24 protein-coding genes are annotated in these 23,965 nt (G+C 66.2%); 6 read left to right on the forward strand and 18 right to left on the reverse strand.

The features are described 5' to 3' along the window. Nucleotides 1-113 precede the first annotated feature (113 nt). Nucleotides 114-557: a chromate resistance protein ChrB domain-containing protein gene (locus tag AABM41_00170; protein ID MEK6190717.1), complete on the forward strand. Its 444-nt coding sequence runs from the start codon at nt 114-116 to the stop codon at nt 555-557. 15 nt (nt 558-572) lie between these two features. Here AABM41_00170 and AABM41_00175 read toward each other — a convergent pair whose 3' ends face one another. Together AABM41_00175 and AABM41_00180 are read right to left on the reverse strand one after the other, a co-directional pair. Beyond that, nucleotides 573-974: a type II toxin-antitoxin system VapC family toxin gene (locus tag AABM41_00175; protein ID MEK6190718.1), complete on the reverse strand. Its 402-nt coding sequence runs from the start codon at nt 972-974 to the stop codon at nt 573-575. Further along, nucleotides 968-1,258, reverse strand: a complete 291-nt coding sequence (locus AABM41_00180) for a type II toxin-antitoxin system prevent-host-death family antitoxin (GenBank protein MEK6190719.1) — start codon at nt 1,256-1,258, stop codon at nt 968-970. Before AABM41_00180 ends, AABM41_00175 begins: the two co-directional genes overlap by 7 nt. 133 nt (nt 1,259-1,391) lie before the next feature. On the opposite strand from AABM41_00180, the gene AABM41_00185 reads away from it, so the two are divergent. Continuing rightward, the gene (locus tag AABM41_00185; protein ID MEK6190720.1) at nt 1,392-3,068 is read left to right on the forward strand and encodes an MDR family MFS transporter; all 1,677 of its coding nucleotides are present in this window, start codon (nt 1,392-1,394) and stop codon (nt 3,066-3,068) included. 64 nt (nt 3,069-3,132) lie between these two features. Then, on the forward strand, nt 3,133-3,966 hold the full coding sequence (locus tag AABM41_00190; GenBank protein ID MEK6190721.1) for a hypothetical protein: 834 nt from the start codon (nt 3,133-3,135) through the stop codon (nt 3,964-3,966). Between the two features lie 9 nt (nt 3,967-3,975). On the opposite strand, the gene AABM41_00195 is transcribed toward AABM41_00190, so the two are convergent. After that, nucleotides 3,976-4,569: an HD domain-containing protein gene (locus AABM41_00195; GenBank protein ID MEK6190722.1), complete on the reverse strand. Its 594-nt coding sequence runs from the start codon at nt 4,567-4,569 to the stop codon at nt 3,976-3,978. A gap of 147 nt (nt 4,570-4,716) precedes the next feature. Here AABM41_00195 and AABM41_00200 point away from each other — a divergent pair, with 147 nt between their 5' ends. After that, nucleotides 4,717-4,923 (forward strand): type II toxin-antitoxin system HicB family antitoxin, encoded by a 207-nt coding sequence (locus AABM41_00200; GenBank protein ID MEK6190723.1) that lies wholly within the window; start codon nt 4,717-4,719, stop codon nt 4,921-4,923. A 244-nt stretch (nt 4,924-5,167) separates the two neighbouring features. On the opposite strand, the gene AABM41_00205 is transcribed toward AABM41_00200, so the two are convergent. From AABM41_00205 to AABM41_00220, 4 genes are all read right to left on the reverse strand, one after another. Further along, nucleotides 5,168-5,425, reverse strand: coding sequence for a type II toxin-antitoxin system RelE/ParE family toxin (locus AABM41_00205; protein ID MEK6190724.1), 258 nt, complete (start codon nt 5,423-5,425; stop codon nt 5,168-5,170). Nucleotides 5,426-5,434: 9 nt separating this feature from the next. Beyond that, nucleotides 5,435-5,689 carry a type II toxin-antitoxin system prevent-host-death family antitoxin gene (locus AABM41_00210; protein MEK6190725.1) on the reverse strand — a complete coding sequence of 85 codons (255 nt, stop codon included), beginning with the start codon at nt 5,687-5,689 and terminating at the stop codon, nt 5,435-5,437. Between the two features lie 130 nt (nt 5,690-5,819). Continuing rightward, the gene (locus AABM41_00215) at nt 5,820-7,022 is read right to left on the reverse strand and encodes an adenylate/guanylate cyclase domain-containing protein (protein MEK6190726.1); all 1,203 of its coding nucleotides are present in this window, start codon (nt 7,020-7,022) and stop codon (nt 5,820-5,822) included. Nucleotides 7,023-7,044: 22 nt separating this feature from the next. Next, the gene (locus tag AABM41_00220) at nt 7,045-8,016 is read right to left on the reverse strand and encodes an NAD(P)-dependent alcohol dehydrogenase (GenBank protein ID MEK6190727.1); all 972 of its coding nucleotides are present in this window, start codon (nt 8,014-8,016) and stop codon (nt 7,045-7,047) included. Nucleotides 8,017-8,093: 77 nt separating this feature from the next. Between AABM41_00220 and AABM41_00225 the strand changes: the two genes are divergently transcribed. After that, complete coding sequence (locus AABM41_00225; protein MEK6190728.1) at nt 8,094-8,627, forward strand: pyridoxamine 5'-phosphate oxidase family protein; 534 nt, start codon at nt 8,094-8,096, stop codon at nt 8,625-8,627. 382 nt (nt 8,628-9,009) lie between these two features. Here AABM41_00225 and AABM41_00230 read toward each other — a convergent pair whose 3' ends face one another. Genes AABM41_00230 through AABM41_00240 form a run of 3 tightly spaced genes read right to left on the reverse strand, consistent with a single transcriptional unit; the run spans nt 9,010 to nt 15,238 of the window. Next, on the reverse strand, nt 9,010-12,012 hold the full coding sequence (locus AABM41_00230; protein ID MEK6190729.1) for a DEAD/DEAH box helicase family protein: 3,003 nt from the start codon (nt 12,010-12,012) through the stop codon (nt 9,010-9,012). Next, a complete protein-coding gene (locus tag AABM41_00235) occupies nt 12,009-13,250 on the reverse strand; it encodes a restriction endonuclease subunit S (protein ID MEK6190730.1) in 1,242 nt (413 codons plus the stop codon). Before AABM41_00235 ends, AABM41_00230 begins: the two co-directional genes overlap by 4 nt. Continuing rightward, complete coding sequence (locus tag AABM41_00240) at nt 13,247-15,238, reverse strand: class I SAM-dependent DNA methyltransferase (GenBank protein ID MEK6190731.1); 1,992 nt, start codon at nt 15,236-15,238, stop codon at nt 13,247-13,249. The genes AABM41_00235 and AABM41_00240 overlap by 4 nt, the downstream gene beginning before the upstream one ends. 107 nt (nt 15,239-15,345) lie before the next feature. Between AABM41_00240 and AABM41_00245 the strand changes: the two genes are divergently transcribed. Further along, nucleotides 15,346-16,452, forward strand: coding sequence for a hypothetical protein (locus AABM41_00245; protein ID MEK6190732.1), 1,107 nt, complete (start codon nt 15,346-15,348; stop codon nt 16,450-16,452). Nucleotides 16,453-16,460: 8 nt separating this feature from the next. Here the strand turns inward: AABM41_00245 and AABM41_00250 are convergent, their stop codons facing one another. From AABM41_00250 to AABM41_00285, 8 genes are all read right to left on the reverse strand, one after another. After that, entirely contained in the window at nt 16,461-16,997 is a 537-nt protein-coding gene (locus AABM41_00250; GenBank protein ID MEK6190733.1) for an RES family NAD+ phosphorylase, read from the reverse strand. Between the two features lie 5 nt (nt 16,998-17,002). After that, nucleotides 17,003-17,365: a helix-turn-helix transcriptional regulator gene (locus AABM41_00255; GenBank protein MEK6190734.1), complete on the reverse strand. Its 363-nt coding sequence runs from the start codon at nt 17,363-17,365 to the stop codon at nt 17,003-17,005. Nucleotides 17,366-17,380: 15 nt separating this feature from the next. Beyond that, the gene (locus AABM41_00260) at nt 17,381-18,652 is read right to left on the reverse strand and encodes a hypothetical protein (protein ID MEK6190735.1); all 1,272 of its coding nucleotides are present in this window, start codon (nt 18,650-18,652) and stop codon (nt 17,381-17,383) included. Nucleotides 18,653-18,724: 72 nt separating this feature from the next. Next, nucleotides 18,725-19,186: a nucleoside deaminase gene (locus AABM41_00265; protein ID MEK6190736.1), complete on the reverse strand. Its 462-nt coding sequence runs from the start codon at nt 19,184-19,186 to the stop codon at nt 18,725-18,727. A 40-nt stretch (nt 19,187-19,226) separates the two neighbouring features. Continuing rightward, the gene (locus tag AABM41_00270; GenBank protein MEK6190737.1) at nt 19,227-20,141 is read right to left on the reverse strand and encodes an ABC transporter permease; all 915 of its coding nucleotides are present in this window, start codon (nt 20,139-20,141) and stop codon (nt 19,227-19,229) included. Continuing rightward, a complete protein-coding gene (locus AABM41_00275) occupies nt 20,138-21,262 on the reverse strand; it encodes an ABC transporter permease (GenBank protein MEK6190738.1) in 1,125 nt (374 codons plus the stop codon). Before AABM41_00275 ends, AABM41_00270 begins: the two co-directional genes overlap by 4 nt. A gap of 19 nt (nt 21,263-21,281) precedes the next feature. Beyond that, a complete protein-coding gene (locus tag AABM41_00280) occupies nt 21,282-22,829 on the reverse strand; it encodes an ABC transporter ATP-binding protein (protein ID MEK6190739.1) in 1,548 nt (515 codons plus the stop codon). 30 nt (nt 22,830-22,859) lie between these two features. Further along, on the reverse strand, nt 22,860-23,915 hold the full coding sequence (locus tag AABM41_00285; GenBank protein ID MEK6190740.1) for a BMP family protein: 1,056 nt from the start codon (nt 23,913-23,915) through the stop codon (nt 22,860-22,862). Nucleotides 23,916-23,965 lie beyond the last annotated feature (50 nt).

Genomic DNA, 23,965 nt, shown 5'->3' on the forward strand with positions numbered 1-23,965 from the left:
CAGGTACTCGGCCGCATCGGTCGCAGACTGCGCCGCCGGCACTCACCGGTCAAGGCAAAGGACCGATCATTGAACCGATAAGAAATGCACGAGACCACTCAGGAGGAACGCACGTGAAGTGGGTCACCCGCGAACACCCCAAGACAGACCGGATCGCCTGCCCATGGCTGATCCGCAAGTTCATCGACCCTGACGCCGAGATCCTGTACGTCCCCGACGCCGAGGTCCTCGCCACGGCGGAGCGCGAGGGCGCCATCAGCTTCGACGCGCCGGGCGCCAAGTACACCCACCGCGAGGGCCTGTGCTCGTTCGAGGTCCTGATCGCGGACTACCAGCTGACCGATCCCGCTCTCGAGATCATGGCTCCCATCGTCCACGGCGCTGATATCGACAAGGGCATCGACACCACCCGCGAGTCGGCCGGCCTGATCGCCATTTCCCATGGCTTTGCCCTGCTGGACTTGACCGATGAACGTCAGCTGGAGCTCGAGCTCCCGGTCTATGACGCCCTGTACGCCTGGTGCCAGACCCAGGTCCTGATCCCCGCCTCCGCCTGACGCTCCCGTGGCCGATCAGGTCGGCGACACGACCGGTAGCCCGGCGGCCAGCGCCGCCTCGGCCAGGCGGCGGTCGTAGCTCACCACCGCTGCCAGGTCATCGCGCACAGCCAGCGCCGTCGCCAGGTGGATGGCGTCCAGCGTCCGCAGACTTGGCGGGCCAACCCGGGCAGCCTCGAGCAGGATGTCTTCCCCGATATCCACGAGGTCGACGTCACGCAGGAGCCTGGCGACCGACCTCTCGGCCCGAATACCGCGCCGGGAGATCGCCCGAGCAAGCTCAACGCCGGCCAGCCGGCTCGAGACTCGGCGCTGATATGTGCCGATAAGCCCTCGCAGCGCCCGCGTCTCCGCCTCTGTGACAACCAGCTTCACCAGGGCGGAGGCGTCCAGGTAACACGCATCCCCCGCTACCACGGCTCCTCATCCCGCATCTCCTGGAGGATCTCGGACAGCTGCTTCCCGGGCAGGCGCGGCAGCGGCCTGATGTCCAGGAGGTCGCCGGTCGCCCGCGTGGCTCTGCCCTCGGCGACTAGGCGATCGAGCACCGACATCGGCTCAGTCGGCAAGGGCGTCAACCGTGCGACCGGGTGCCCGTGCTCGGTCACTTCGTAGGCCCGGCCCTCCTCGCGGATCTTCTTGACGTATACCGATAGGTTCTGGCGGAGTTCGCGGATTCCAACTCTGGGCAGATCGGCCATGACGCACATGGTAGCACATGGCCTTCCAAACCTCGCTTGGGCGCCCGTCGGGGAATTGGCCTAGACTCGGCAGTCCCCGCGCATTGCGGGCATTCGCGCCATAACGGCCAACCCACGGGAGAAACCACCGAGCATGACTGCTGCCTCCGCCGCCCCGGCCTCTGCCATCCCCGACTACGACAAAGCCCCCATCGAGCTGCCTCATCGGGAGCGGATGGAGATCCTCCTGGTCGTCATGCTGGGCATGTTCCTGGCCGCCCTGGACAACACGATCGTGGGCACCGCCCTGCCCACCATCGTCACCGAGCTGAACGGCAACGACGTCTACATCTGGCCCTTCACCGCGTACCTGCTGACCGCCACGGTCAGCGGCCCCATCTACGGGAAACTCTCCGATATCTTCGGGCGGCGACCGATCTTCGTGATCGGGGTCAGCGTCTTCCTGCTCGGGTCGTTCCTGTGCGGCATCTCGCAGGAGATGTGGCAGTTCATCGCCTTCCGTGGCCTCCAGGGCCTCGGCGCCGGGGCGCTGTTCCCGGTCGCGCTGGCCATCATCGGCGACATCTTTGCGCCCTCGGAGCGCGGCAAGTACCAGGGCTTCTTCGGCGCCATGTTCGGGATCGCGTTCCTCATCGGTCCGGCCCTTGGGGGTCTCATCACCGAAAACATCAGCTGGCACTGGATCTTCTTCGTGAACATCCCCCTGGGCGCCGTGGTGCTGTTCGTCGTCTGGCGCATCCTGCCCACCGTCCGCGACCCGAACGCGACCCGCAACATCGACTACCTGGGCGCGTCGCTCCTGGTGGCGGCCCTGGTGCCCATCCTCATCGGCTTCACCCAGAAGCAGTTCGGCGACTGGACCGATCCGGACGTGGGCGGCCTGATCGCGCTGGGCCTGGTCATGACGGTGGCCTTCATCTGGGCCGAGTCGCGGGCCAAGGACCCCATCGTGCCGCTCCACATGTTCCGGATCCCGGCCTTCCGCTCCAGCGTGCTGGCCATGTTCTTTGCCGCGGTCGGCTTCTTCGCGGCCGTCGTCTTCCTGCCGCGCTGGTTCCAGGTCGTGAACGGCAGCTCGCCCACCGAGTCCGGCTACCAGATCCTGCCTCTCCTGGGCGGGCTCATCGTGGCGGCCATCACGTCGGGACAGATCGTGGCCCGCACCGGCCGATACAAGCCCATCATCTTCGGCTCGCTGCTCGTCCTGGCCGGCGGCCTGTTCCTGCTGACCAACATTCGGCCCGACACGCCATTGCCCCTGCTGTGGCTGTGGATGGGGATCACCGGCTTGGGCATCGGTCCCGCCTTCGCGATCTTCACCCTGGTGGTCCAGAACAACGTGCCCGTCCACGAGCTGGGCGCCGGGACCTCCAGCGTGACCCTGTTCCAGCAAGTGGGCGGCACCGTAGGCCTTGCCGTCACCGGATCAATCTTCGGGTCGGTGCTGCTGGAACAGATCCCGAACCAGATGGAGGCAGTGGGCGTGCCAGCCGCCTTTGCCGATCAGTTCGCGGCCGGCGGAGCCGAGTCGCTGAACCAGCTGTCCGGCGTGGGCGACCTGGGGGCCGCCATCCTGGCCCAGGTCCCACCCACGTTCCAGGCCCAGGTAGAGCCCTTCATCCCGGCCATCGTGGGCGCCATCCACACCGCCTTCTCCATCGCCACCTCGGCGACCTTCACCATCGGGATCGTCTCGTCGCTGATCGCGGCGGCCGTGGTCATGATCTGGATGCCTGGAGGACGGATGGGGGCCACGGCGGAATCAACCGCGCCCACAACGTCCCCCAAGCTGGAGCCCGCCGCGGACTGATCGCGCCAAGCTACCCACCTTCGTACCGATTGCGGGTGGTTTTGCACGGGACTACCGTGCTCGGATGACGTTCCCCGCTGGCCGCACGCGGCTGCGCGCTTCAACCGTGGTGGTCCTCGTTGCGCTTGTGCTAATGGCGTGCACTCCCGCGGCGACGTCGTTCGAGGACCAGGCGGCGCAGCTGCCCCAGGCAGCCATCAACGGCGTCCGCGGGGCGTGGAGCATGGGCTGCTGGAATTTCAGCAACGATCCTTTCGGCATGTTCGGGACCAGTGTCTGCGATGGCTCAGACGGACCGCACTTAGACCTGCCTCCCGCGCCTCCCTACACCGTGACCTTCACGGCATCCACCGGGCAGGCCACCCCGTCGACGCTCAGCGTGGCGGTGGGGGGCGGGGTTGAGGTCGACCATGCCCTATTTGGCCAGGGAGAGCCGAGGTGGTGGCTGAGTTTCGATGTCCCCCTCGGCGACGACGGCGCTCTCGGCGCCATCCCGGACGGCCCATGGACATCGCTTCACGTCTTCGCCACCTACCCGCGAGGGGACATCCAATGGTCCTGGCCAACGTCGTACAGCGCTCGGATGACCCCATGCACGGAGGCCTTCGCGTCGGGGGTGGCCGACGCCTCACTCGCCTGGGCTGAGACGTTCGAAATGGGTATGGCCCCGGGCGGGCTGACCGATCCATTGGTGCCGGTCGAGGAAGGATTGGACCGACTGGCCGATCACCTCGATTCGGCCATCGCGAGCTGCCAGTCGAGCGCCGCATGGGATACGGCCTGGGCGACGTTCCTCCCACAGGTAATTGACGGGCGGGATGCGGACGCCTTCCTGGAGGCACGATGCGCCGTCGCTGAACTCGAGGCCACAACTCTCTGCCGAAGGGCCACGCACTAGAACGGGGACTCAGGCGCCGAAGAGATCGCCCACGAGGGTCCGGAACTCGGGCAGGTTGCGGGAGGCCGGAACGCGCCGCTCGAAGACGTCCAGCAACTGGCGGTAGTACCAGGCCTGATCGCCCTCCCCGGCGTGGAACCGATCCCAGACCCGCTCGCCTTCCACTGCACGATCGACGGCGATGGACCGCGCGTTGTGCAGTTTGTCGGCCAGGGACACGCGAAGGACCGACCCGGACTCGTCCTCGAGTCGGCTGAGGTAGCGCTCCTTCCGTAGACGCCACGCCTCCTTCATCGACCCGACCGGCGTCATTGAGTCACTGAGGCCATCCACGATGGTGGCCACCTCGTCGCCGAATCGGGCCCGGATCTCGGCCAGGATCGGCTCGCCACCCTGGTCCTCGGGGCCGTCGTGCAACAGGGCCGCGATCGCCTCGTCCTCCGTCCCGCCATCCTCCAGAACCAGGCTGCATACCGCGAGCAGGTGGGTCAGGTACGGGATGGTGGTTCCCTTGCGTGCCTGGTGCCGGTGAAGCTCGACCGCGTATGCGACAGCCCCGACGAACGCGTCGCCGAGAATGGGCCGAGGAGCACGGTCCGACATTGGGTCCAAAGAGTAAGCGCCTGACAAGCGGCGGCAAACCTGGCGGCCTGGCAAGGTGACGATCGCCGGCAAACTGAGCGACGCGGTCCCGCCGGGAACATGGAAGAGTATCCTCCGGCAGGCCGGAATCGAACCGAGGGATGACTGATGGACTACGCCGTCATCTACGAGAAGAGCGATACCGGGTACGCCGCGTACGTCCCTGACCTGCCCGGCTGCGTTGCCACCGGAGCAACTCGACGGGAGGTCGAACGGCTGATCCGGTCCGCGATTCATATGCATCTGGAAGGGATGGCCGAGGACGGTGAGCCGGTTCCGCCTCCCACCACCTGGGCCGAGGTTGTCAGCGTCTAGCTAATCTTTGCGCTCGACCTCCTCCGGCGATGAGCGGCCGTCTCCTCACAACGATTCGTGCTATCGCGTAGCACGTTAGCGCGATACCACGAACGACTGTGATAGTCGCGACCTCACACCGTGACAAGCCATGGCGTCAAAGGCATGGAACACCGCAGCCCCAGCGGGCCACCCGGTTGATCGCGACGCCTGGCTGTGGGAGTTCCTGAGTCTGCCAGAAGCACCCCAGGGTGAGGGAATCGGCTTACCGATACACCTTGCCCCGTTGTGCCACGCGACCGATTGTGATCAGCAACTGATCGTCGTCCACCTCGTACAGGACCCGGTAGTCGCCGACCCGGATTCGTAACCCGGACCGATCCCCTCGCAGGGCTCTCGCGCCGGGGGGACGCGGCTCCTTCGCCAGACGGTCGAGGGCGCGTACCACTCGTCGCCGGGCGTCGGGCGCAACCTTCTCGAGCTCACGGAGCGCGGACGGGACGAACTCCACCCGATACGCCACGAATCGCCCCTACAGCCCCAGCTGGCGCTTGACGTCCTCCCAGGGGATCCGCTCCCGATTCGCGGGATCCGCAAGCGCTGCCTCCAGGTCGGCCAGGTCAATCTCATCCTCGATCATCTCGAGCAGATCGAGGTCCTCCACAGGCACCACCGCCGCCACCGCCTTCCCGTGCCGCGTCAGGCGCACACGCTCGCCACCGAAGGCGACCTTGTTGATGATGGTCGCGAACTCCTCCCGCGCCTCGCTGATCCGATGCTCGCTCACTGGGCGACCGTTTCGTACATCATGTACGTATCGTACGTTCCGGAGGAGTGCGGGTCAAGGCCCGCTGCGTCAGCGCGCCACTCGGCCAGAATTCATCGGTCTCCCAGCCGCGTGCGCGGAGTGCCTCGGACTAGCCCCGTCGGGCGACGTGGAGGCGCGTCGCCTCCGTTACGCCCTTCAGCTCCACCGGACCGATCTCCGTGAACGAGGTCGGGGTCCCCTCAGCGGCGTCCACCACCGCCTGGCTGACGAGCACCTCGCCCGGCCGCGCGTATTCGGCGATCCGGGCGGCGAGGTTGACCGTCTGGCCGAAGTAGTCGCCCTCCTGGAACAGGACCGGGCCGGCGTGGAGCCCGACGTGCGCCGGCGGCAACCCGGCATCGGCTGCGCCCTCGAGCATCTCGAGCGCCGCCACCACGCCCGGACCGGGATCGGTGAAGTAGAACATTACCCCGTCGCCCAACCACTTCACCGCCCGCCCGGCGTACTGCGACGAGGTTCGCTGCACCATCCGCGAGAACGTCGTGGCCAGCGCGGCCGCCGCCTCGTCGCCTCGCTCCTGGGTGAGGCGGGTGTAGCCGGTGATGTCGAAGAAGCACATGGCCGGCGGGTGGTCCTGGCGGGTGTAGAGCCCGGCCTGGGTCATCGCCATCTCGATGCCGGTCAGGATGTTCGCGGTCCAGGTGCGGCCTTCCTGCGCGTGTTGGATCGCTTCAAATGCCCGCTGATACTTCGGGTTGACGTCTTCGCCGAATTCCCGGGTGAGGTCCCCCAGTTCGCCGCCCTTCGCCCCCTTTTGAAAGAGCGGGAGCGCGACCTCGGACTGCCACCAATCGGCCTGCTGCTCGGCCACCCGGCGGAGGCTGTCGCCCATGACCCGGAGCAACCGCTCGGTGGCATGCGGGTTCATGCCCTGCGCCATGTGAACCTCGAGGAACGGGACGACTTCGAGCTCATCCTCGCGGACGAGATCGTCCGGCTGCGGCGTGGCCGATCCGACGGCCTCGCGGATGACCATGAGCAGATCCACTGGAACGCCGGTCTCGTTGCTCAGCTCCCGAAAGGTGACCGAGCTGAGCGCGGAGAACCGCGCGTACATCGGGCTGTCGAGGAAGTCGAGCGAGGCGTCGCGGCTGCGCATGAGGGCCGCTAGGCCGTCGACCGGCATCCCCCCATGCTGGAGCGTCTTCACCACGGCGATGCGGCGGACGTCGCCGACGGTGAATCGATCGCCCTCGGCCGGAGCGAGGATCCCGAGCTCCACGAGCTGGCTCACCTCGTCGAGCGGCACCCCGGCCCGGTCGGCGGTCTCCTGCCGCGAAAAGTCGGCCATGGCCCCTAGCCTACCCGGTCCCTCAGACGGTGATGACGACCTTGCCCAGTGCGTGGCCGTCCTCCACGTAGCGGAGTGCCTGGGGGACCTCTTCGAGCGGGAAGCGGCGGTCGATCACCGGCGCGATCTTGCGGGCTTCCAGGAGCTCGGTCAGGGTCGCCACGTCCTCAGGGTTGAACGGCTTCCAGTACGCGATGCCCAGCTTCTGGCTTCCGGTGGCTGAGATGACGAGCCCTGCGATCATGAGCCAGAAGAGACGGGCAATGGAGCCGCCGATGACGATGTACACGCCGGTGGGCGTCAGCGCGCGCCTGATGTCGGAGGCTGACCGGGTGGCCGTGACGTCGAGGATCCGGTCATACCGATGGCCCAGCCGGGTGAAGTCCTCCCGGGTGTAGTCGATGACGTGGTCGGCGCCCAGCGAGCGCACCAGGTCCAGCTTCTTCGTGCTGGCGACGCCGGTCACCTCGGCTCCCCAGGCCTTTGCGATCTGAACCGCCCACGGACCCACACTGCCTGAGGCACCGTTGATCAGCACCTTGTCGCCGGGCCCGACCGGGCGGCGGGCGCGCAGACCCTGGATGGCCAGGATGGCCCCCTGCGGGACGGTCGCAGCCTCCTCGGGTGTGATCCCGGCCGGCTTCGGCGCGAACGCCCGCTCGGGAGCAGCGACATACTCGGCGAAGGCGCCGTAGCCGAACTCGGTCATGTCGCCGAACACCTCGTCACCAGGCCGGAACCGCGTCACGTCCTGGCCGACCGCCTCGACCCGCCCGGCCACGTCCAGCCCGAGTCCGCGGTTCGTGGGCCGGCGCAGCCCGGTTCCCAGACGGGCAATGGCCGGGATGCCATGCAGGTAGTCCAGGTCGGCCTGGTTGACCGATGCGGCCTGAACGCGCACCAGCACCCCGTCGTCGGCGACCACGGGCATCTCGATGTCCGCGAATTCCAGGACATCGGGGGAGCCGTATCGATCTCGGATGAATGCCTTCATGGTTTAAGCGGACAGTAGATGATCCGCCGCGTCAGGGCCTCCGGCACCTCCTAGACTCTGACCGATGCGCGAGACGTATGGCGGAGCTCCAGCGGATGTTCGACGAGCATCTGGCACGCGCCAACCCGCACATGAGCGCCATCGTCACCCCGGAGCGGCGCCTGACCGCGGAGCAGGTCGTCCACTACCTGGAGGGCACCAGACACGTCGCCGTCGCGGCCGTGACGCCCAAGGGCCAGCCCCGCGTTTCACCCCTGGACACGCTCTTTCTTCATGGCCGATCAACGCTGTCGACCGATGTGAAGGCCACCCGGATCGGCCACCTGCGGGCCAACGCCGCCTGCTCGGCGGTGTACATGGGGCCGACCGGATCGCTGGTCGCCAACGGGACGGTGGAGTGGATCACCCGCGAGCACATCGAGCACGACGAGATCCACGCCGCGTGGACGGCCACCTACCACTCGGACCCTTATACCTGGGGCGACGTCGTCCTGTTCCGGATCGCGCCGATCTCAATGTGGGCTACGCCTTCCACCCCGAGGAATTCCAGGTGCTTGATCCAGGCGCTGGCGCAGCCACTGGCTGAAGACCCGCTTTTTGTCAGGACTTAAGTCCGCCATACGCGGGTTGAGATCCCATTAGCCGGCCGACGTCCCGCGACGACGCGAACCTTTCTTGTCGAAGTAGATCCAGAGATGATCGACCATGAACCCCTCGGGAAGCCGGTCGACATGTTCCAAGAGCCTAATCAAGCCTTGAATCACGTCATGCGAGGGAGCGGACGTAGCTTCAACAGTTCCGGTTCGCGGATTCGAGCTGAAGGGAGCACCCAGACTTCTCTTTGCTCTAGCCGTTTGCGGATGCCCCCCTGTGCCCGGAGGCGCGTCGATCGAGATCCGAACGATTGCCCTGGCCATCCTTCACCTCCCGCTATCTCACATATTCCTTAACTTCTGGCTGTACGTCCGCGCGTTTCGCGCCTCGGGCGGGAACCTATTGACCTGCGGGGACCGATCCAGCTCGAGCTCGCTCGAAGACCCGCTGGAGGTAGTGATCCATCACGACGGCCTGGAATTCGCGGTCGTCGAGGATGCGCCGGAAGATGTCGGCATTGTCGTCCATGCGGCGCACGATGGTCTTCATGAACGCGTCCGCGAAGACGAGGCGGAAGTTCTCGAGGGTGTTGGCCTGGGCCTGGGCTGCGAGATCTGCATCTCCGACCCAGCTCTCCTCGAACTGATCGAAGAGGAGCTGATCGGCGTCAGTCAGCTGGAGGCCGAATCGCTCGTTGAGCACCTTGATGATGGCTGAGAGGTGGTCTTTCTCCTCATCGCCCTGCGGGCCTCGGCCGTCGTAGATGGCCTTGATCTCCGCGATGCCGGGCTGGAGCTCCATGGCACGCTCGCTCGTCTTTTCGTGGCGAAGGTGTGTAAGCACAACTTCCGACCCAAGGTCGATTCGGCCGAATTGGTCCTCAGGTAGCAGAGCGAGGAGTGCACGAGCCGTTAGGTAGAGCGCCTCGAGAGAGACGTCGCCGAAGTCGACGACCTGCGACAGGAAGGAGTACGCGCGGACGTAGCGGTCGAGAAGCAACCGGACCTCCTCTTGCGCGGTCTCGTCGAGGGCCTCGAAACGCCCGACAGCCGGCTCCAAGAGCGCGTAGACCTGACCATGCGTTCCTGCCCTGCCGGTCCGATCGGCGAGGATCGCCGCCACGGCGAGGGTCTCTGATTGGTCGAGGACCTGGAGGGCGAACAGCTTGGAGGCAAGGTCGTGCAGCAGGTTCGGATCGGTCGGCACCGCGACCGTCGTCTCATACCATGGCTTGAACGACTCGGCGATGCCCTCCGCGTCATTGCGGAAATCGAGAACGAAGGTGTCGGTCTTGTCCGGGTGGATCCGGTTCAGGCGTGACAGGGTCTGCACGGCGGCGAGGCTGACTAGGGTCTTGTCGACATACATCGTGTGCAGAAGCGGCTGGTCGTAGCCGGTCTGAAACTTCTCGGCCACGATCAGGAGCCCATACGCTGGCTCGCCGAATCGGGTAGCAGTCTGGCTCTCCGGAAAGCCGTTCATGCTCGGCTCCGTGAACGGGATCCCCGCGTCGTCGACGGTCCCGGAGAACGCTATTAATGCCTTTGTGTCGGCATAGCCCCGTTTGGCGAGGTAGCTATCAATCGCCTGCTTGTAGCGAACCGCGTGGAGGCGCGATGAGGTGACGACCATCGCCTTGCCCTTGCCGCCGATCTTGTGGCGAGTGTGGGCGCGGAAGTGCTCAACGATGATCTCGGCCTTCTGGGCGAGGTTATGGGGGTGGAGGGCGACGAAGCGCGCGATCGCGCGCCGCGCCTTGCGGGTGTCGTACGTTGGGTCATTGGCAACCGTCTTCTCCACGCGCCAGTACGTCCCGTAGGTCGTGTAGTTGGCGAGGACGTCGAGGATGAACTCCTCCTCTATTGCCTGGCGCATCGAGTACAGGTGGAAGGGCACGAACCGGCCCTCCTCGTCGGGTTGGCCAAAGAGCTCGAGCGTCCGAGCCTTGGGCGTCGCGGTGAAGGCGAAGAACGACAGGTTCAGTTGACGAGCGCGGGCGGCGACCTGAGCCGCCAGCGCGTCCTGGGGATCGGCCGGCGAGCTGGCCGCGTCGGTGGCCTCAGCGGTCGCCAGCTGTTCGTCTGCAGACCTGGACCCCAGGGCGGTCTTGAGGTCCTTGGCGGCTTCACCAGTCTGCGAGGAGTGAGCCTCATCGACGATGACCGCGAAGCGCCGTGCCCCCAGTCCTTCGACCTTGCCGAGCACAAACGGGAACTTCTGGAGAGTGGTGACGACGATGCGGGCCTGTTCGCCGGCAAGGGCAGCGGCCAATTGCGCGGAGTCTTGATCGATCCGAGCGACAACGCCGGTTTGGTGCTCGAACTGGTAGATCGTCTCTTGCAGCTGGCGGTCGAGGATGACCCGGTCCGTGATTACCACGACCTTGTCGAAGACCGGCAGGTCGTCAGCGCCATGGAGCGACATCAGGCGATGGGCGAGCCAGGCGATCGTGTTCGATTTGCCCGAGCCGGCACTGTGCTGAACGAGATACCGCTGGCCCGGACCCTCAGCGCGTGCCGTCGCCTCGAGGCGTCGGACGGCGTCCCACTGGTGGTAGCGAGGGAAGATCGTCGTCCCGTTGCGCAGCTGCGCGGCCTTTGTGCTGCCCGGGCCAGGTTCAACGTGTATGAACCGCGCCAGGAGGTCGAGCCATGCGTCCCGGGCCCAGACCTCCTCCCAGAGGTACGCGGTCCGGTGCCCGCTGGGGTTGTCCGGGTTCCCGGCGCCGCCCGCTCGCCCGCGATTCAAGGGAAGGAACCGGGTCGTGGGCCCAGTAAGGCGCGTGGTCATCATCACGACCTCGGGGTCGACCGCGAAGTGGACAACCGCTCGTCGCCCGAGGGTGACGTTCGCGGGATCGCGATCGGTCCGGTATTGGGCGACGGCATGGTTGACGTTCTGGTGGGTGAGCGGGTTCTTGAGCTCACTGGTCGCGACGGGGATGCCATTCAGGAACAGGGCGAGATCGAGCGTCTTCGTCCCAGCGGCCTCGTAGGGGAGCTGGCGGGTCACCGTGAGCCGATTGGCCTCGTACCGCTGGAGCAGTTCCGGTGTGAGGCCATGGGCGGGACGGAAGAAGGCCAAGTGCAGCGCGATGCCGTGATCGACTATGCCGTGGCGGAGCACGTCTACAGTGCCGCGCTCATCAAGCTGTTCGGCTAGCCGGATCGCGACCCGTCGCCGGGCTTCGCCAGCGCCACCGTGGAGTTCTGAGAGGCCCTTCCAAGGCGCAAGTTGCGTCTCCTCGAGGAAGCCAAACAACTCGGCGACGTCGAGCCCGTGAGCCCGATCAAAGTCCCCCACCCACTCAGGTCTCGTGCCCCATTTGCAGACGCGATACCCGCCCCCGTCGATGAGGTAGGCGGTGATCGCGTCCTCGAAGGCGCGCTCGTCGACCTTCACACTGCGACCCTGGGGACCTGCATCTGGCCGGTCACCGCCGCGGTCGTGAGGGCTCGCCGGTGCTCGGCGAGAAGCAAAGTCTGTGCCGCAATGGCACTCAACGCGCGCTCGGCGTATCCGACCGCCTTCTCAAGCTGAGCGGCCAGGGCTCGCGCAGTACCGCCGTGAACATTCGGGATCGGTATTCGCGCAACCGCGTCCTGCCTCAGCCCGAATCGGGTGATACCGGACGCTGCCAGCGTGAAGGCGTCCCGACATCTTCGGCTTCGCAGCACCCAATAGAGGAAGTCCGCATCGATATGGAGGGGCCGCACTAGTGCCAGGTGATAACCGAGAACGACGCCTGAGAGATCGTCGGCAACCAGTGCCGCCACTCCGATGTCCTCAGCCGTTTCCGAGTCCTTTGTAAGGAGCACATCGCCACGACGAAGGGAGAAACGCTGAAGTTGGTCGCTCGCCGCCGTTGCCGGTGTGAACTCAAGAGACCGGGTGATCCGCCGGTTCTTGTAGACGTCGGTGTAGTTGCAGAGGAGGACTGGAACTTGGCCATCGACGGACTTTTTGTCGACATTGCTAAAGCGGATGTCCGCGAGCGCCTTCAATGGAACCTCCCCCGCGGCTGCAGTTACGGGATCCAGGATCGCGGAGATGAGACTCTCGGTTCGAGACGCGAGCAGCATCATCAACCGCCGCTTCGCTTCGATGACGGCATCGAGGTGGACATTCTCCGCGTCGAGGTACTTGGCAATCGCGCGTTGCTCGGACAGAGGAGGGAGTGCAACCGCAATATCGCCGAAGTCCCCGATGTTGATCCTTGGCGTCCGGACGTTGCCCGCTTCGACGTTGCCGATGCCACGGAGCCGAGCCGTCATCTCGCCAACAAGCGACGAGGAGCGGATCAGGTGGTGGAAGAACTTCGGGTCGAGTAACTCGCGCGTCCGGAGCACCGCATAGTCACCGCTAACCATGCCGTCGATCGGGCTGATTCCGGCGCCGCCTTCGAACGCACGCATTCGGTTGACGACGATGTCTCCCGCCGAGACAACCTTGTATGTTGCGAAGTCGTCCGCACGAGACTCCCGGTCTGTCAAATCCGCCCGCGGCAGCACCCCTCGATGGATTGAGACTGACAGGAGCGGCAAAACGGACTTGGCATGACCAACACGCCGATTGCTCTCCTCGAACAGAAACCGAAGACGAATGGGCGGCCAGTTGTTGCTCGGCGGAACCTTCTTCAAGAGGTGACCTCGCCCAGAAGGCGCTGGATCTCCCGATCGAGCGCTTTGATCTCGGCGTCGATCTCCTCGACGGGTCTCGGCGGAACGTATCGGTAGAAGTGGCGGGTAAGGGGGAACTCATAGCCGATGCGGGTGCTGGCCTGGTCGACCCATGCGTCGGGCACGTACGGAATCAGCGCCGAGGCGACATAGGCGTCGACAGCCTGCCGGTACGCGACTGAGGCAAGCCGGTCGGCTGGATCCTCGTCGAAACACTCCACTGGACCCGGGAGCGGTACGTTCTCATGGGCCCGAAGCTCGGGATCGGGTTCCGGGCGACCCTTCCGATCGCTGATCGCCGGAGCATCGGGATCTCGCACCGAAACTGCTTCCCAAACGGCCTTCTCCACCTGGCGTGGAACTGGTCCCAACATCCGGCCGAATTCCTCCCGGTCGGCGGTCGATTGGCCATCGAGCCGGCCGAGCCGGTCGACAAGCGCAGTCTGTGCGGACTCGTGGAGCTTCGCCCATCCAGCGGAAGCTTCTATCGCCGCAACACTCGACTCGCTCACCTGATAGCGGAGGCGAAGCGGTCGCTCAACACTGATTCGCTGGTAGCCGAATGCCTGGTTCGGCAGGATCTTGACGCGGTCGCCTTCCTCGAATGTGCCATACAGACCCGTGATCTCTGCAATTTGCTCGGGACTGATCTCCTTGCGCTTTTCGCCGAGACTCTTGCGCATCTTCACGTACGACTCGCGGGCATCCACAAGCTGGACTCTGCCACTGCGCTCCGGGCGCTTCCGGTTCGTGACGATCCAGAAGTAGGTGCTGATCCCTGTGTTGTAGAAGAGCTGGTCGGGCAGGGCGACGATGCCCTCCAGCCAATCGTTCTCAATGATCCAGCGCCTGATCTCGCTCTCGCCTGAGCCTGCCGCGCCGCTGAAGAGTGGCGATCCGTTGAAGACGATCGCGAGGCGCCCGCCCCCGTCCTTCGGCTCCTTAAGCTTGCTGATCATGTGCTGGAGGAAGAGGAGGCTGCCGTCGTTGATCCGGGGCAGCCCTGCGCCGAAACGGCCCTCAAAGCCGAGCTTGGCATGCTCCTCGTCGATATCCCCCTTGACCTTCTTCCACTCCACACCGAACGGTGGATTGGCCAAGAGGTAGTCGAAGCGCTGACCCCTGAAGTGGTCCTCGGAGAAGGAATTGCCCAACCGGATGTTGGCGGCCTTCAAGCCCTTGAGGGCCATATCCGAGCGGCAAACTGCGTAAGTCTCAGGGTTCAGCTCCTGACCGAACGCCTCCAGATGAGCCTGCGGGTTTAGCTCGCGGAGGTACTCCCCAGCCACCGAGAGCATTCCGCCCGTCCCGCACGCCGGATCAAGCATGGTGCGGACGATGCCCGGCGTGCGGAGGGCATCGTCATCCTCGATGAAGAGGAGGTCGACCATTAGCCGGATGACCTCACGCGGCGTGAAGTGCTCGCCGGCGGTCTCGTTCGACAACTCCGAGAAACGCCGGACGAGCTCTTCGTAGAGGTAACCCATCTCGACGTTGGACACGACATCCGGATGAAGATCGACTTCGGCGACCCGCGAGATGACGTGGTAGAGGATCCGCGCCCGATCGAGCCGCGTGATCTGAGCGTCGAAGTCGAACTTCTCGATTACCTCGCGCGTGTCCGGGTCGAAACCGGCGATCCAGGCGCGCAGGTGGGCTGCGACGTTGTTGGGATCCTCCAGGGCCCGGCGCAGGGTTAGCGGTGAGGTGTTGTAGACCTCCGATCCGGTGATCTCGCGCAGAAGAGGGCCGACGTTCTGGACCGCAGCCTTGGCGAGGCGGCGCAACACCTGCTGCTTGGTGGGCTCTAGGACGCAGTCGAGGCGGCGTAGGAGGACGAGAGGCAGAACCACCCGTTGATACTCGGACTGCTTGTAATCACCCCGGAGCAGGTCGGCGATGGCCCAGATCAGCCCGGCATGGTTGTTGATCCTGGCTGTGACCGCCAACCTCGCCTCCTTCAATCCACTCGACACCTAACTCTACCGGCCGGGCGTTCCAAGAGTTACAGAAGCCAAGGTGACAGTCGAGGCAGTCGCGGGTAACACTTACCGACGTGGAGCGCTCGGAAACGGATCAATCTAACTCAGAGGAACGTCTCGACACTGGCCTCTTTGGTCAGCTGCCGGACGACCCTCCGGCGTGGACGCCTGCAACCCAGCGCGCCCTCGATCGTGCTATCGGGCATGGCGTTCCATCTGACGCGGTCGCTCTGTTCTCGAGATGGTGGCAGCTCGAGACTTGGCTTCGACTGCTGGTCTACCTGGAGATGCGGGCTGCGGTGGGAAGCCGATGGCTTGACATCGTCCCAGAACGAGGTCAATCCCGTGCCGAGCGCGACCTCGAAAACCGCTACATGCCGTCAGCCGACGCGACCAATCCCTTGTCCTATCTGGACGCTGGACAGCTAATCGAGCGGATCGGCTCGGAGGATATCTGGCCTCTCGTGGAGTACGCGCTGCTGAAGCGAGAACGCTGGGAAGGTCTCGTCGACCAACTTCAGGCGATCCGGAACCGCCTTGCACACTTGCGTCGACCTCACAGCGACGATCTGGCGCGTGTGGAGCAAGCTCTCCGCGATCTTGAACCTGGCGCCCGGCTAGCTCTCGAATCCTTCAACCGGCAACATCGTGTCTGGGACGAATCGGAGGATCCGCTTGCCAAGACGTGGGTTCGTGGTGAACACCAGGACGCCCGCAGACTTCTCAGGCATGCCGAGCGGAACTACGACACTGGCTTCCAAATCGATTATTCGCTTCGTCCGTGGGCCTCACCCGTATCCGGTGATGCCGTTACCGGGATGCCGGGTGTTCTAATTCATGCGACTTGGTTTCTTAGGGACGGCGCTCTGCTTGCGCCGCGTGCGTTTTGGTCCGATGCCCGCTTGGACACCGGACATGCTCGAGAACTCATAGTTGTCGTCGCCCATTCCTTTGAGTCGACGGTTTCGGTGACCTTTTCCGGTGTCGACGATCCCGATGCAATCGCCGACGCTATCGGGTCGTGCTTCGACGTGGTCCTCAGCCAACGTGAGCGCCATCCGAGCGACCTGCGGCGACGGCGGTGGCGAATAGATGCCCAAGGACTCGATTGGCGTGTTCACGTGGATACTGCGCTCGTCCTCGCTACCGAGGATCAGCCGTTCTCGATCTTCGGCGCCTAGCAACAGCCCTAGCCCGCACTGTCGACGCGCCCAGTATCAATTACTTCTGCATCGAGGGCCCGGATCTCTGATTCTGCAGGCTGGTTCGATACAAAGACGACGAGATTCACTCCGGAGTGGCGCGCAGATGGGACGAGGATCCCATCGTGGCCCAAGAATGCTGCTGCGCCGCCGACCCGCTGGCATGCGGTGAAGTCGACCCCGGAGAGACTCCCCCGGTCAATCCCTAGGCTCCTGAGGACCCCTTCATCCGTAAGATCGAGAACGTTCGAAAGGTCGAGCTTGAGTCGATGGAGAGTGCGCTTTGCACGCGGACGTACAGGCTGCATGGCGATCTGATGGTCGGCTTCCGCAAGCGCTGACGTTCGTTCGAGGCTGACGTAGAGGGCATCGATGCCCGGTGGGTTCCAACGAGCTCCCCGACCATTGACCTTGTCAGGCGGGTTATCGGCAAAGGTGTGACGCCAGACGCTTCCCGACCAGGTTATCGGTTGGAGGTCTGCCAGGGCCTTCAGAACCGCCCCATCTGGCTCGAATGTCGCCATCCACGTCAGACGTATGCGCCCGACCTGAGCTGTTCGATCAGGGCCAGCACATCCTCCGTCCGACCCTCGTGGATCCGGTCGGCGGGGCGATCGCCGTCAAGAAGGGCGTGGGGCGCGAGAAGCCAGAGGCGCGCCTCGCCCGGCTGATAGAACTCAGCGAGCTGGGACACCAGCCACTCGAGCGTTAGGAGCTGCGTCAGATGGGAGGCCTGCGGCTCGACACGGCCTCGTTGCCAGCGAGACACGGTCTGAGGCGTCGCGCCGACGAGATCGGCAATCTCTCTGGCCCGCATCCCACTCTTGGACCGGATCGTGCGAAGCCTGGTGGCTACAGGTGATTCAGGCCTGGCGGCCACTGGACCCGGCATTGGACCTCCTTTCCCTTAGAGCGACTGTGGCTTGGACCTGGGTACGTGGACACGTTGGCCCACTGCCGGATCGCTGACCGAGATGATGCCGGCTCGCTCGATTGCCCCTAGCGTGAACCGCCATGACTCGAGACGCTGGTGCGCAGGAACGAGCTCCGGAAGCACCCGTGAAGCACGAAGGGCGAGGTCTGTCGCCGGCCGGAGGAAGTCTTCGAGGTAGATCCCGGGGCGATGATCGGCCGGTGCGGACCCGATACGGTCGACCTCCCCGACGCGTCGGAGCACGAAGTGCCGCCGTGGATCCTTGATCATGTCGATCACTCCACGGCGGCAGCAAGCAGAATCGCGGCAAGCCAGGGCGGCTTGCATCTGACGGTTCTGGAAGAGCGAATCCGCGCTGGCCCGGACAAGAAACGCGCCGATGCCCTGGATATAGACCCGCGGTGCATGACTGAACGGCTTCGCGTCCGGGTTACGGGGCCCGGTCAGACTTCTCGCATCAAAGCGCTCGCCGAGGGTGATTCCGCTCTCGATCCCGCCCACAGCTCCGAATGCCATCAGCGCCACTCCGATAGTGCCTGACCGCTCAGCGACCAGTGGCACTCCGACGCGGTGCAGATCCCAACAAGCCTCGATGTAGCCACGTAGGGCGATCGGTCCAGCCGATGTCGTGCCGAAAGGGTGGATCCGGAGCCATACGGCATCGATCTCGATGGACTTAAGCGCCTCGATGACGATCGCCCGCTGCGTGCCGTCTCTGAGCACCGTCCCCGGAATCGCAAGCGGGTAGAAGATTGCAACGTCGCGGAGCTGTCGCCGATCGAGTTCCGCTCGAAGCGCAGATGCGACAGCGCGGTCGACGGCAAACCAGGCGTCGGAAGCTGACTCGAGAAGGTGCGTCGGAGCGAGGACGGCGCTGAAAGAGCCTGCGGTGACCCTGTCGGCTACCAGGTTGGCGAGTTTGCGGGCAACCTCCCCGTGCATGTCAGCCGGGTCGGAGGTCACGAGAGCAGCCCACGGGAGGTCCGCGATGCCCGCCAATACGGATCCGCCCGGCGTCGCAGCCTCCATGAAATCGGTGTCGAGAACAGCATGAACCCCGTTCCTGATCAGAGCGTCGCGAAGGTCGGCTTGCCGGGCGTAAAGTCGCGAGTCAAGGACGAGACCCGAGACGGCGCGGTCCTCGGCGAGCAGTTGCTCGAAGACCGTGTGGTCGTTTCGACCCGGTCGGAGATACAGCCCTAGTCGGGGCTTCGCCGGAGGCAGGAGCTTTAGCTGAGCGCGCATGAGTTCACCTTTGCGTGAACAGTAGAATGAACATTAGCATGCGCATCTGCGTCACGCAATGCTCATCTGGCTCTACTCCTCGCCGATGTCCTCGTTCCAGATTTCCGGATAGGCAGCGATGAAATCGTTCATGAGCTCGAGGCACTCCGCGGAGTCGAGGTTGACGACCTCCACTCCCCGCGCGCGCAGGTAGTCCTCGCCACCCACGAACGTGCGGTTCTCGCCCATCACCACCCGCGGGATGCCGTACAGGAGGATGGCGCCGGTGCACATGTCGCACGGCGACAGGGTGGTGTACATCGTGGCCCGCCGGTAGACCGCCGCCGGCAGCCGGCCGGCATTCTCGAGGGCATCGGTCTCGCCATGGCGGATGGCGCTCCCCTGCTGGACGCGCCGGTTGCGGCCGACGCCCAGGACGGCGCCGTCGTCGGCGATCAGGGCCCCACCGATTGGCACGCCCCCCTCGTCGCGGCCGATCCGGGCCTGGGCGATGGCAAGGGCGAGGAACTCGTGGTCGCGGTCGCGGATGGTCATCGGTCAATCGGTCCTCCGTGCGGGGTCAAGGGCAAGGCATTCAGCTGCGGCGGTATGGCTTGAGGTAGGCGCCGGGGTAGGCGACGTTGCGGCCGGAGATGGCCAGCGCGGCAATGACGACCAGGTAGGGCAGGGCCAGCAGCAGCTCGAACGGCAGATCGCCGAACCCGGGCAGGATCCGGAGCCGGAACTGGAGCGAGAAGATCAGCGAGAAGATCAGCGCGCCCACCACGCCGCGCCCGATCCGCCAGCGGCCAAAGATGACCAGCGCCACGCACACCCAGCCCCGGCCGGCGATGATGTCCAGGGTGAAGCTGCCCAGCAGGGCGAGCGTGATGAACGCCCCGCCGACGGCCATCAGCGCGCCGCCGATCATCAGCGCCAGGTAGCGGGTGCGGGCGACGTTCACCCCGGCGGCATCGGCGGCCTCGGGGTTCTCGCCCACCGCGCGCAGCTCCAGGCCAAAGCTCGAGCGCTGGAGGATGAACCACGCGACCGGCACCACGACCAGGAAGGCGATCCAGGTCAAGGCGTACTGGTCGAAGACGGCGCCGATCTCGCCCAGGCCAGCGAAGGGGTTGACGATCGGCATCGGCTCAATCTGCTGCAACTCGCCGCCCTGGAAGATGAGCCGGTTGGTGAACTCCGACGCGCCGATGAGGCCGATGGTCAGGCCGATGCCCGAGACGTGCTGGTTGGCGCCGAGGGTCACCGTCAGGAGGGCCATGATGGCCCCCGCCCCGAGGCCCACCACGATCGCCGCCGCCAGGCCGAGCAGTGGCGAGCCGGTGGCCCAGGCGGTGGCAAAGCCGGCGAATGCGCCGGCGTACATCGTGCCCTCGATGCCCAGGTTCAGCACCCCGCTGCGCTCGGCATAGGTCTCGCCCACCGTGCCGTAGACGAGCGGGGTTGCGTTGCGCAGGGTGGCGGCCAGCAGGTCGACGAGGAACGTCATCCGGGCTGGACCTCCGCGGCGACGTCAGCCGCGCTCTCCGAGCCGCCCTCCTCTGGGCGGGTTGGCCTCAGCCGATAGCGCCTGAGCGCGAGCAGAGCGACTGTGGTCAGGAGCAGGACGCCCTGCACCACCGCGCCGAGCTGGGACGGGATGCTCAGCGAGCGGGCCGCCGTGCTGGCACCGACCGTGAGATCGCCCAGGAACAGGGCCGCGAGGGCCACCCCGGGCATCGTGAGGGTCCCCAGGGTGGCGACCACGATCCCGGTGTAGCCGTAGCCCGGCGAGAGGCCGCTGGTGAGCCGGTTCTGGATGCCGGCCACCTCGCTGACCCCGGCCAGGCCCGCAATGGCGCCACTCACGAGGGCCGCCGCGAGTAACGTCCGGCCGACGTTGATGCCGGCGAAGCGCGCCCCGTGCGGGCTCAGGCCGGCAGCTCGCAGGCGCAGCCCGGCCGGGGTGCGGGCCAGGACGTACCAGGCGATGACGATGACGGCGATCGCGAGGAGGAAGCCGAGGTGGAGCCGGGAGCGCTCGAGGAGCTGGGGGAACTCGGCCACCGCCGCGATGCGCGGCGACTCGGGGAAGCCGGTGACCGGGTCGCGCCACGGTCCGTGGAGCAGGCCGTTGACGAGGAGCAGCGCCACCGGGTTGAGGAGGAGAGTGGTGACCACCTCGTCGATCCCGAACCGGATGCGAAGGATGGCCGGCACCAGGGCCCACGCCGCGCCGGCCAGCGCCCCGGCGACGATCATGGCTGCCAGGGCCGCGATGGGCTGCCACCCGCCGACTACCATGCCCACCCCGGCGGCGGCGATGGCGCCCAGCAGGAGCTGGCCCTCGGCGCCGATGTTCCAGTAGCCGGCCCGGAAGGCGATGGCCACCGCCGCCCCGGTAAACAGGATCGGGGTGGCGGTGACGAGGACCTCGATCGCGGTGAAGCCGCTCGTCAGCGGGGCGATGACGAACAGGTAGTAGGCCTCGATGGGGTTCGCCCCGGCGAGCAGGATGGGACCGGCGGTGATGGCGAACGTGATGAGGATGGCGGCCAGCACCAGGACCGGCGTGGACCACGGGGAGAGGCGGAATCGGCTCCGCATGCGGCGGCGCATGCGCGCGCGCATCAGGCGGCCCTCCCGCGCACTATGCGGCCCTCCCACGCCCGGCCATCAGCATGCCCAGGTGCTCGACGTCCGCCTCGGCAGCGGTCATCTGACCCACGATGCGCCCCTCGTAGAGGACCACCAGCCGATCGGCCAGCGCCAGCAGCTCGTCGAGGTCCTCCGACACGAGTAGCACCGCGGCGCCACGCCGGCGAGCGGCGAGGAGCTGCGAACGGACGTACTCGGTGGCCCCCACGTCCAGGCCGCGGGTCGGCTGCGACACGACGAGCACGCGCGGGTCGCGGGACAGGACGCGGGCCAGGAGGACCTTCTGGACATTGCCGCCCGACAGGGTCACCACCGGGTCGTCGGGGCGGGCACGGATGTCGAAGCGCTCGATGAGCTCGTCGGCATGGGCGCGCACCGCCCCTTCGTCGATCCGCCCGCCGCGCCGGAACTCGTCGAGCCGCTCGAGGACCAGGTTGTAGGCCACCGACAGGTCGCCGACGAGGCTGGCGTGGCGGTCCTCGGGGATCCGCCCCACACCGGCGCCCATCACGGCCGTGGGGTTGGCGGCGGTGACGTCGGTGTCGCTGACGGAGATCGACCCGCCGCTCGGGCGCCGCATCCCGGACAGGACCTCCACCAGCTCGGTCTGGCCGTTGCCTGACACGCCGGCTACGCCCACGATCTCGCCCGCGGCGACGTCCAGGGAGATATCGGTCAACGCCGGCAGCCCCTGGGTGCCCGCGGCGTGGAGGTTCCGGATGCGAAGGATCGGCTCTTGGGCAGCCCGGGTCGCATCGGCTGGTCGTTCGACCCCGAAGCTCGGACGGCCGACCATCATCCGCGCCAGCTCGCGCTCATCGGTCTGCCCGTCCACCGTGCCCACCACCTCACCGCGACGCAGCACCGTGATGCGGTGGCTGATGGCCCGCACCTCGGCCAGCTTGTGGCTGATGAACACGACCGCCATGCCCTCGCCGACGAGCAGACGGAGGGTGGCGAACAGGGCCTGGACCTCGTCGGGGACCAGGACCGCGGTGGGCTCGTCGAGGATGAGGATGCGGCACTCGCTGGAGAGGGCCTTGAGGATCTCGACCCGCTGCTGCTCACCCACCGACAGGTCCGCGACCCGGGCGGCGGGATCGACCCGGATGCCGAGGCGGGCGGACGCCTCCTCGGTCTGGCGCCGAGCCTGGTCGAGGTCGAGCCGCAGCGTGCTGCCCCGACCGAGGACGAGGTTCTCGGCCACGGTCATGGGCCGCACCAGGGCGAAGTGCTGGGTCACCATGCCGACTCCCGCCTGGATCGCGTCGCGCGGCGAGCGGATGGCCTGGACCTGGCCGCCCACCAGGATCTGGCCGGCGTCGGGATGAGTCAGCCCGTACGCGATCCGCATGGCGGTCGTCTTCCCGGCCCCGTTCTCGCCCAGCAGGGCGTGGACCTCCCCGGCCCGGACATCGAAGTCGATCCGATCGTTGGCGACGAGGTCGCCGAAGCGCTTGGTGATGCCGCGGAGCGCGAGTGCTGGCGCGCCGGGTGAGACGCCGGGTGGCGCGCCGGCTGGCGCGCCACCTACGCCCATCTTGGGACCGCTAGCCGGGCACCACCGAGGCTAGCCGGGCACCACCGAGCCCGGCGGGGTGGCCTCGTTGATGTCCACCCGGAAGGTCCCGGCCTTGATCTGCGCCTCCCGCTCCGCGACCAGGGCGGCCAGGTCGTCCGGCACGCCGCCGGGGATGTCGGTGTTGATCGCCGCCAGTGCGGCGCCGCCCTTGGCCACCATCGAGAAGTCCTTCAGGTCCTGGGAGGTGTAGGACCCGGCCAGCACCTGGTCGATGACGTACTTCACCGTTGGGACCATGTTCCAGGTGACACTGGTCACCACGTTCCCCGGCGCCAGCTCCTGCTGGTCGCTCATGTTGCCGACGGCGACCAGGTCGTTTTCCTGCGCCGCCTCGATGACCCCGAAGCGCTCCGCGAACAGGACGTCGGCGTCGGCACCGACCTGCGCCAGGGCCGCTTCCTTGGCCGCGGCCGGATCGAACCAGCTGTTGAGGAACGTGACCTTGACCTCGACGTCCGGGTTCGTCTCCTGCGCCCCGGCGATGAAGGCGTTGACGATGCGGTTCACCTCGGGCACCGGGTAGCCGCCCACGACGCCCAACACGTTCGTCTGGGTCAAGCCGCCGGCGATCATGCCTGCGAGGTAGGCGGGCTCATGGATCCAGTTGTCGAAGACCGAGACATTCGGCTCGGTCGGCCCGACGCCGGAGCCGAATACGAAGGCGATATCGGGGTAATCGGCCGCTACGGCGCGCACGGCATCCTCGTTGCCGAAGGCGTCGCCGAAGATGATGTCAGGCTGGTCCTGCTCTGCCGTCTCGCGCAGTACCCGCTCCATGTCACCGGCGTAGCCGATGTCATCGGCGAAGGTGTACTCGATGCGCCCAGCATCCGCCTCGGCCTGGAGCGCGGCGTGGATGACGCCATCCCATGGCTCCTCGATCTGAGTCGCGAAGGCGCCGAAGACTTTGAGTGTCCCCGCGTCCCCGCCATCTGGTGCGGGAGAGCCGGTGCAGGCGCCGAGCGCCAGCAGCGCGCTGAATGCGATGGCCAGCGGGCGCCATGCAGCCTTGCGGCGGGTGACAAATGGAATGCGTGCGTCCATCGACTGGACCCTCCTCCGAGCGACCCCCGGGGCACGAGGATCAGGCGGTC

It is taken from the genome of Chloroflexota bacterium (assembly GCA_038040195.1).
Taxonomy (GTDB): domain Bacteria; phylum Chloroflexota; class Limnocylindria; order QHBO01; family QHBO01; genus DASTEQ01.

Excerpts from the sequence above, each read along its gene's own strand:
- AABM41_00180 (MEK6190719.1), bottom strand. The coding sequence starts at position 1,258 with ATGGCCGATCTGCCCAGAGTTGGAATCCGCGAACTCCGCCAGAACCTA.
- AABM41_00185 (MEK6190720.1), top strand. The coding sequence starts at position 1,392 with ATGACTGCTGCCTCCGCCGCCCCGGCCTCTGCCATCCCCGACTACGAC.
- AABM41_00190 (MEK6190721.1), top strand. The coding sequence starts at position 3,133 with ATGACGTTCCCCGCTGGCCGCACGCGGCTGCGCGCTTCAACCGTGGTG.
- AABM41_00195 (MEK6190722.1), bottom strand. The coding sequence starts at position 4,569 with ATGTCGGACCGTGCTCCTCGGCCCATTCTCGGCGACGCGTTCGTCGGG.
- AABM41_00200 (MEK6190723.1), top strand. The coding sequence starts at position 4,717 with ATGGACTACGCCGTCATCTACGAGAAGAGCGATACCGGGTACGCCGCG.
- AABM41_00215 (MEK6190726.1), bottom strand. The coding sequence starts at position 7,022 with ATGGCCGACTTTTCGCGGCAGGAGACCGCCGACCGGGCCGGGGTGCCG.
- AABM41_00220 (MEK6190727.1), bottom strand. The coding sequence starts at position 8,016 with ATGAAGGCATTCATCCGAGATCGATACGGCTCCCCCGATGTCCTGGAA.
- AABM41_00225 (MEK6190728.1), top strand. The coding sequence starts at position 8,094 with ATGGCGGAGCTCCAGCGGATGTTCGACGAGCATCTGGCACGCGCCAAC.
- AABM41_00250 (MEK6190733.1), bottom strand. The coding sequence starts at position 16,997 with ATGGCGACATTCGAGCCAGATGGGGCGGTTCTGAAGGCCCTGGCAGAC.
- AABM41_00255 (MEK6190734.1), bottom strand. The coding sequence starts at position 17,365 with ATGCCGGGTCCAGTGGCCGCCAGGCCTGAATCACCTGTAGCCACCAGG.
- AABM41_00260 (MEK6190735.1), bottom strand. The coding sequence starts at position 18,652 with ATGCGCGCTCAGCTAAAGCTCCTGCCTCCGGCGAAGCCCCGACTAGGG.
- AABM41_00265 (MEK6190736.1), bottom strand. The coding sequence starts at position 19,186 with ATGACCATCCGCGACCGCGACCACGAGTTCCTCGCCCTTGCCATCGCC.
- AABM41_00270 (MEK6190737.1), bottom strand. The coding sequence starts at position 20,141 with ATGACGTTCCTCGTCGACCTGCTGGCCGCCACCCTGCGCAACGCAACC.
- AABM41_00275 (MEK6190738.1), bottom strand. The coding sequence starts at position 21,262 with ATGCGCGCGCGCATGCGCCGCCGCATGCGGAGCCGATTCCGCCTCTCC.
- AABM41_00280 (MEK6190739.1), bottom strand. The coding sequence starts at position 22,829 with ATGGGCGTAGGTGGCGCGCCAGCCGGCGCGCCACCCGGCGTCTCACCC.
- AABM41_00285 (MEK6190740.1), bottom strand. The coding sequence starts at position 23,915 with ATGGACGCACGCATTCCATTTGTCACCCGCCGCAAGGCTGCATGGCGC.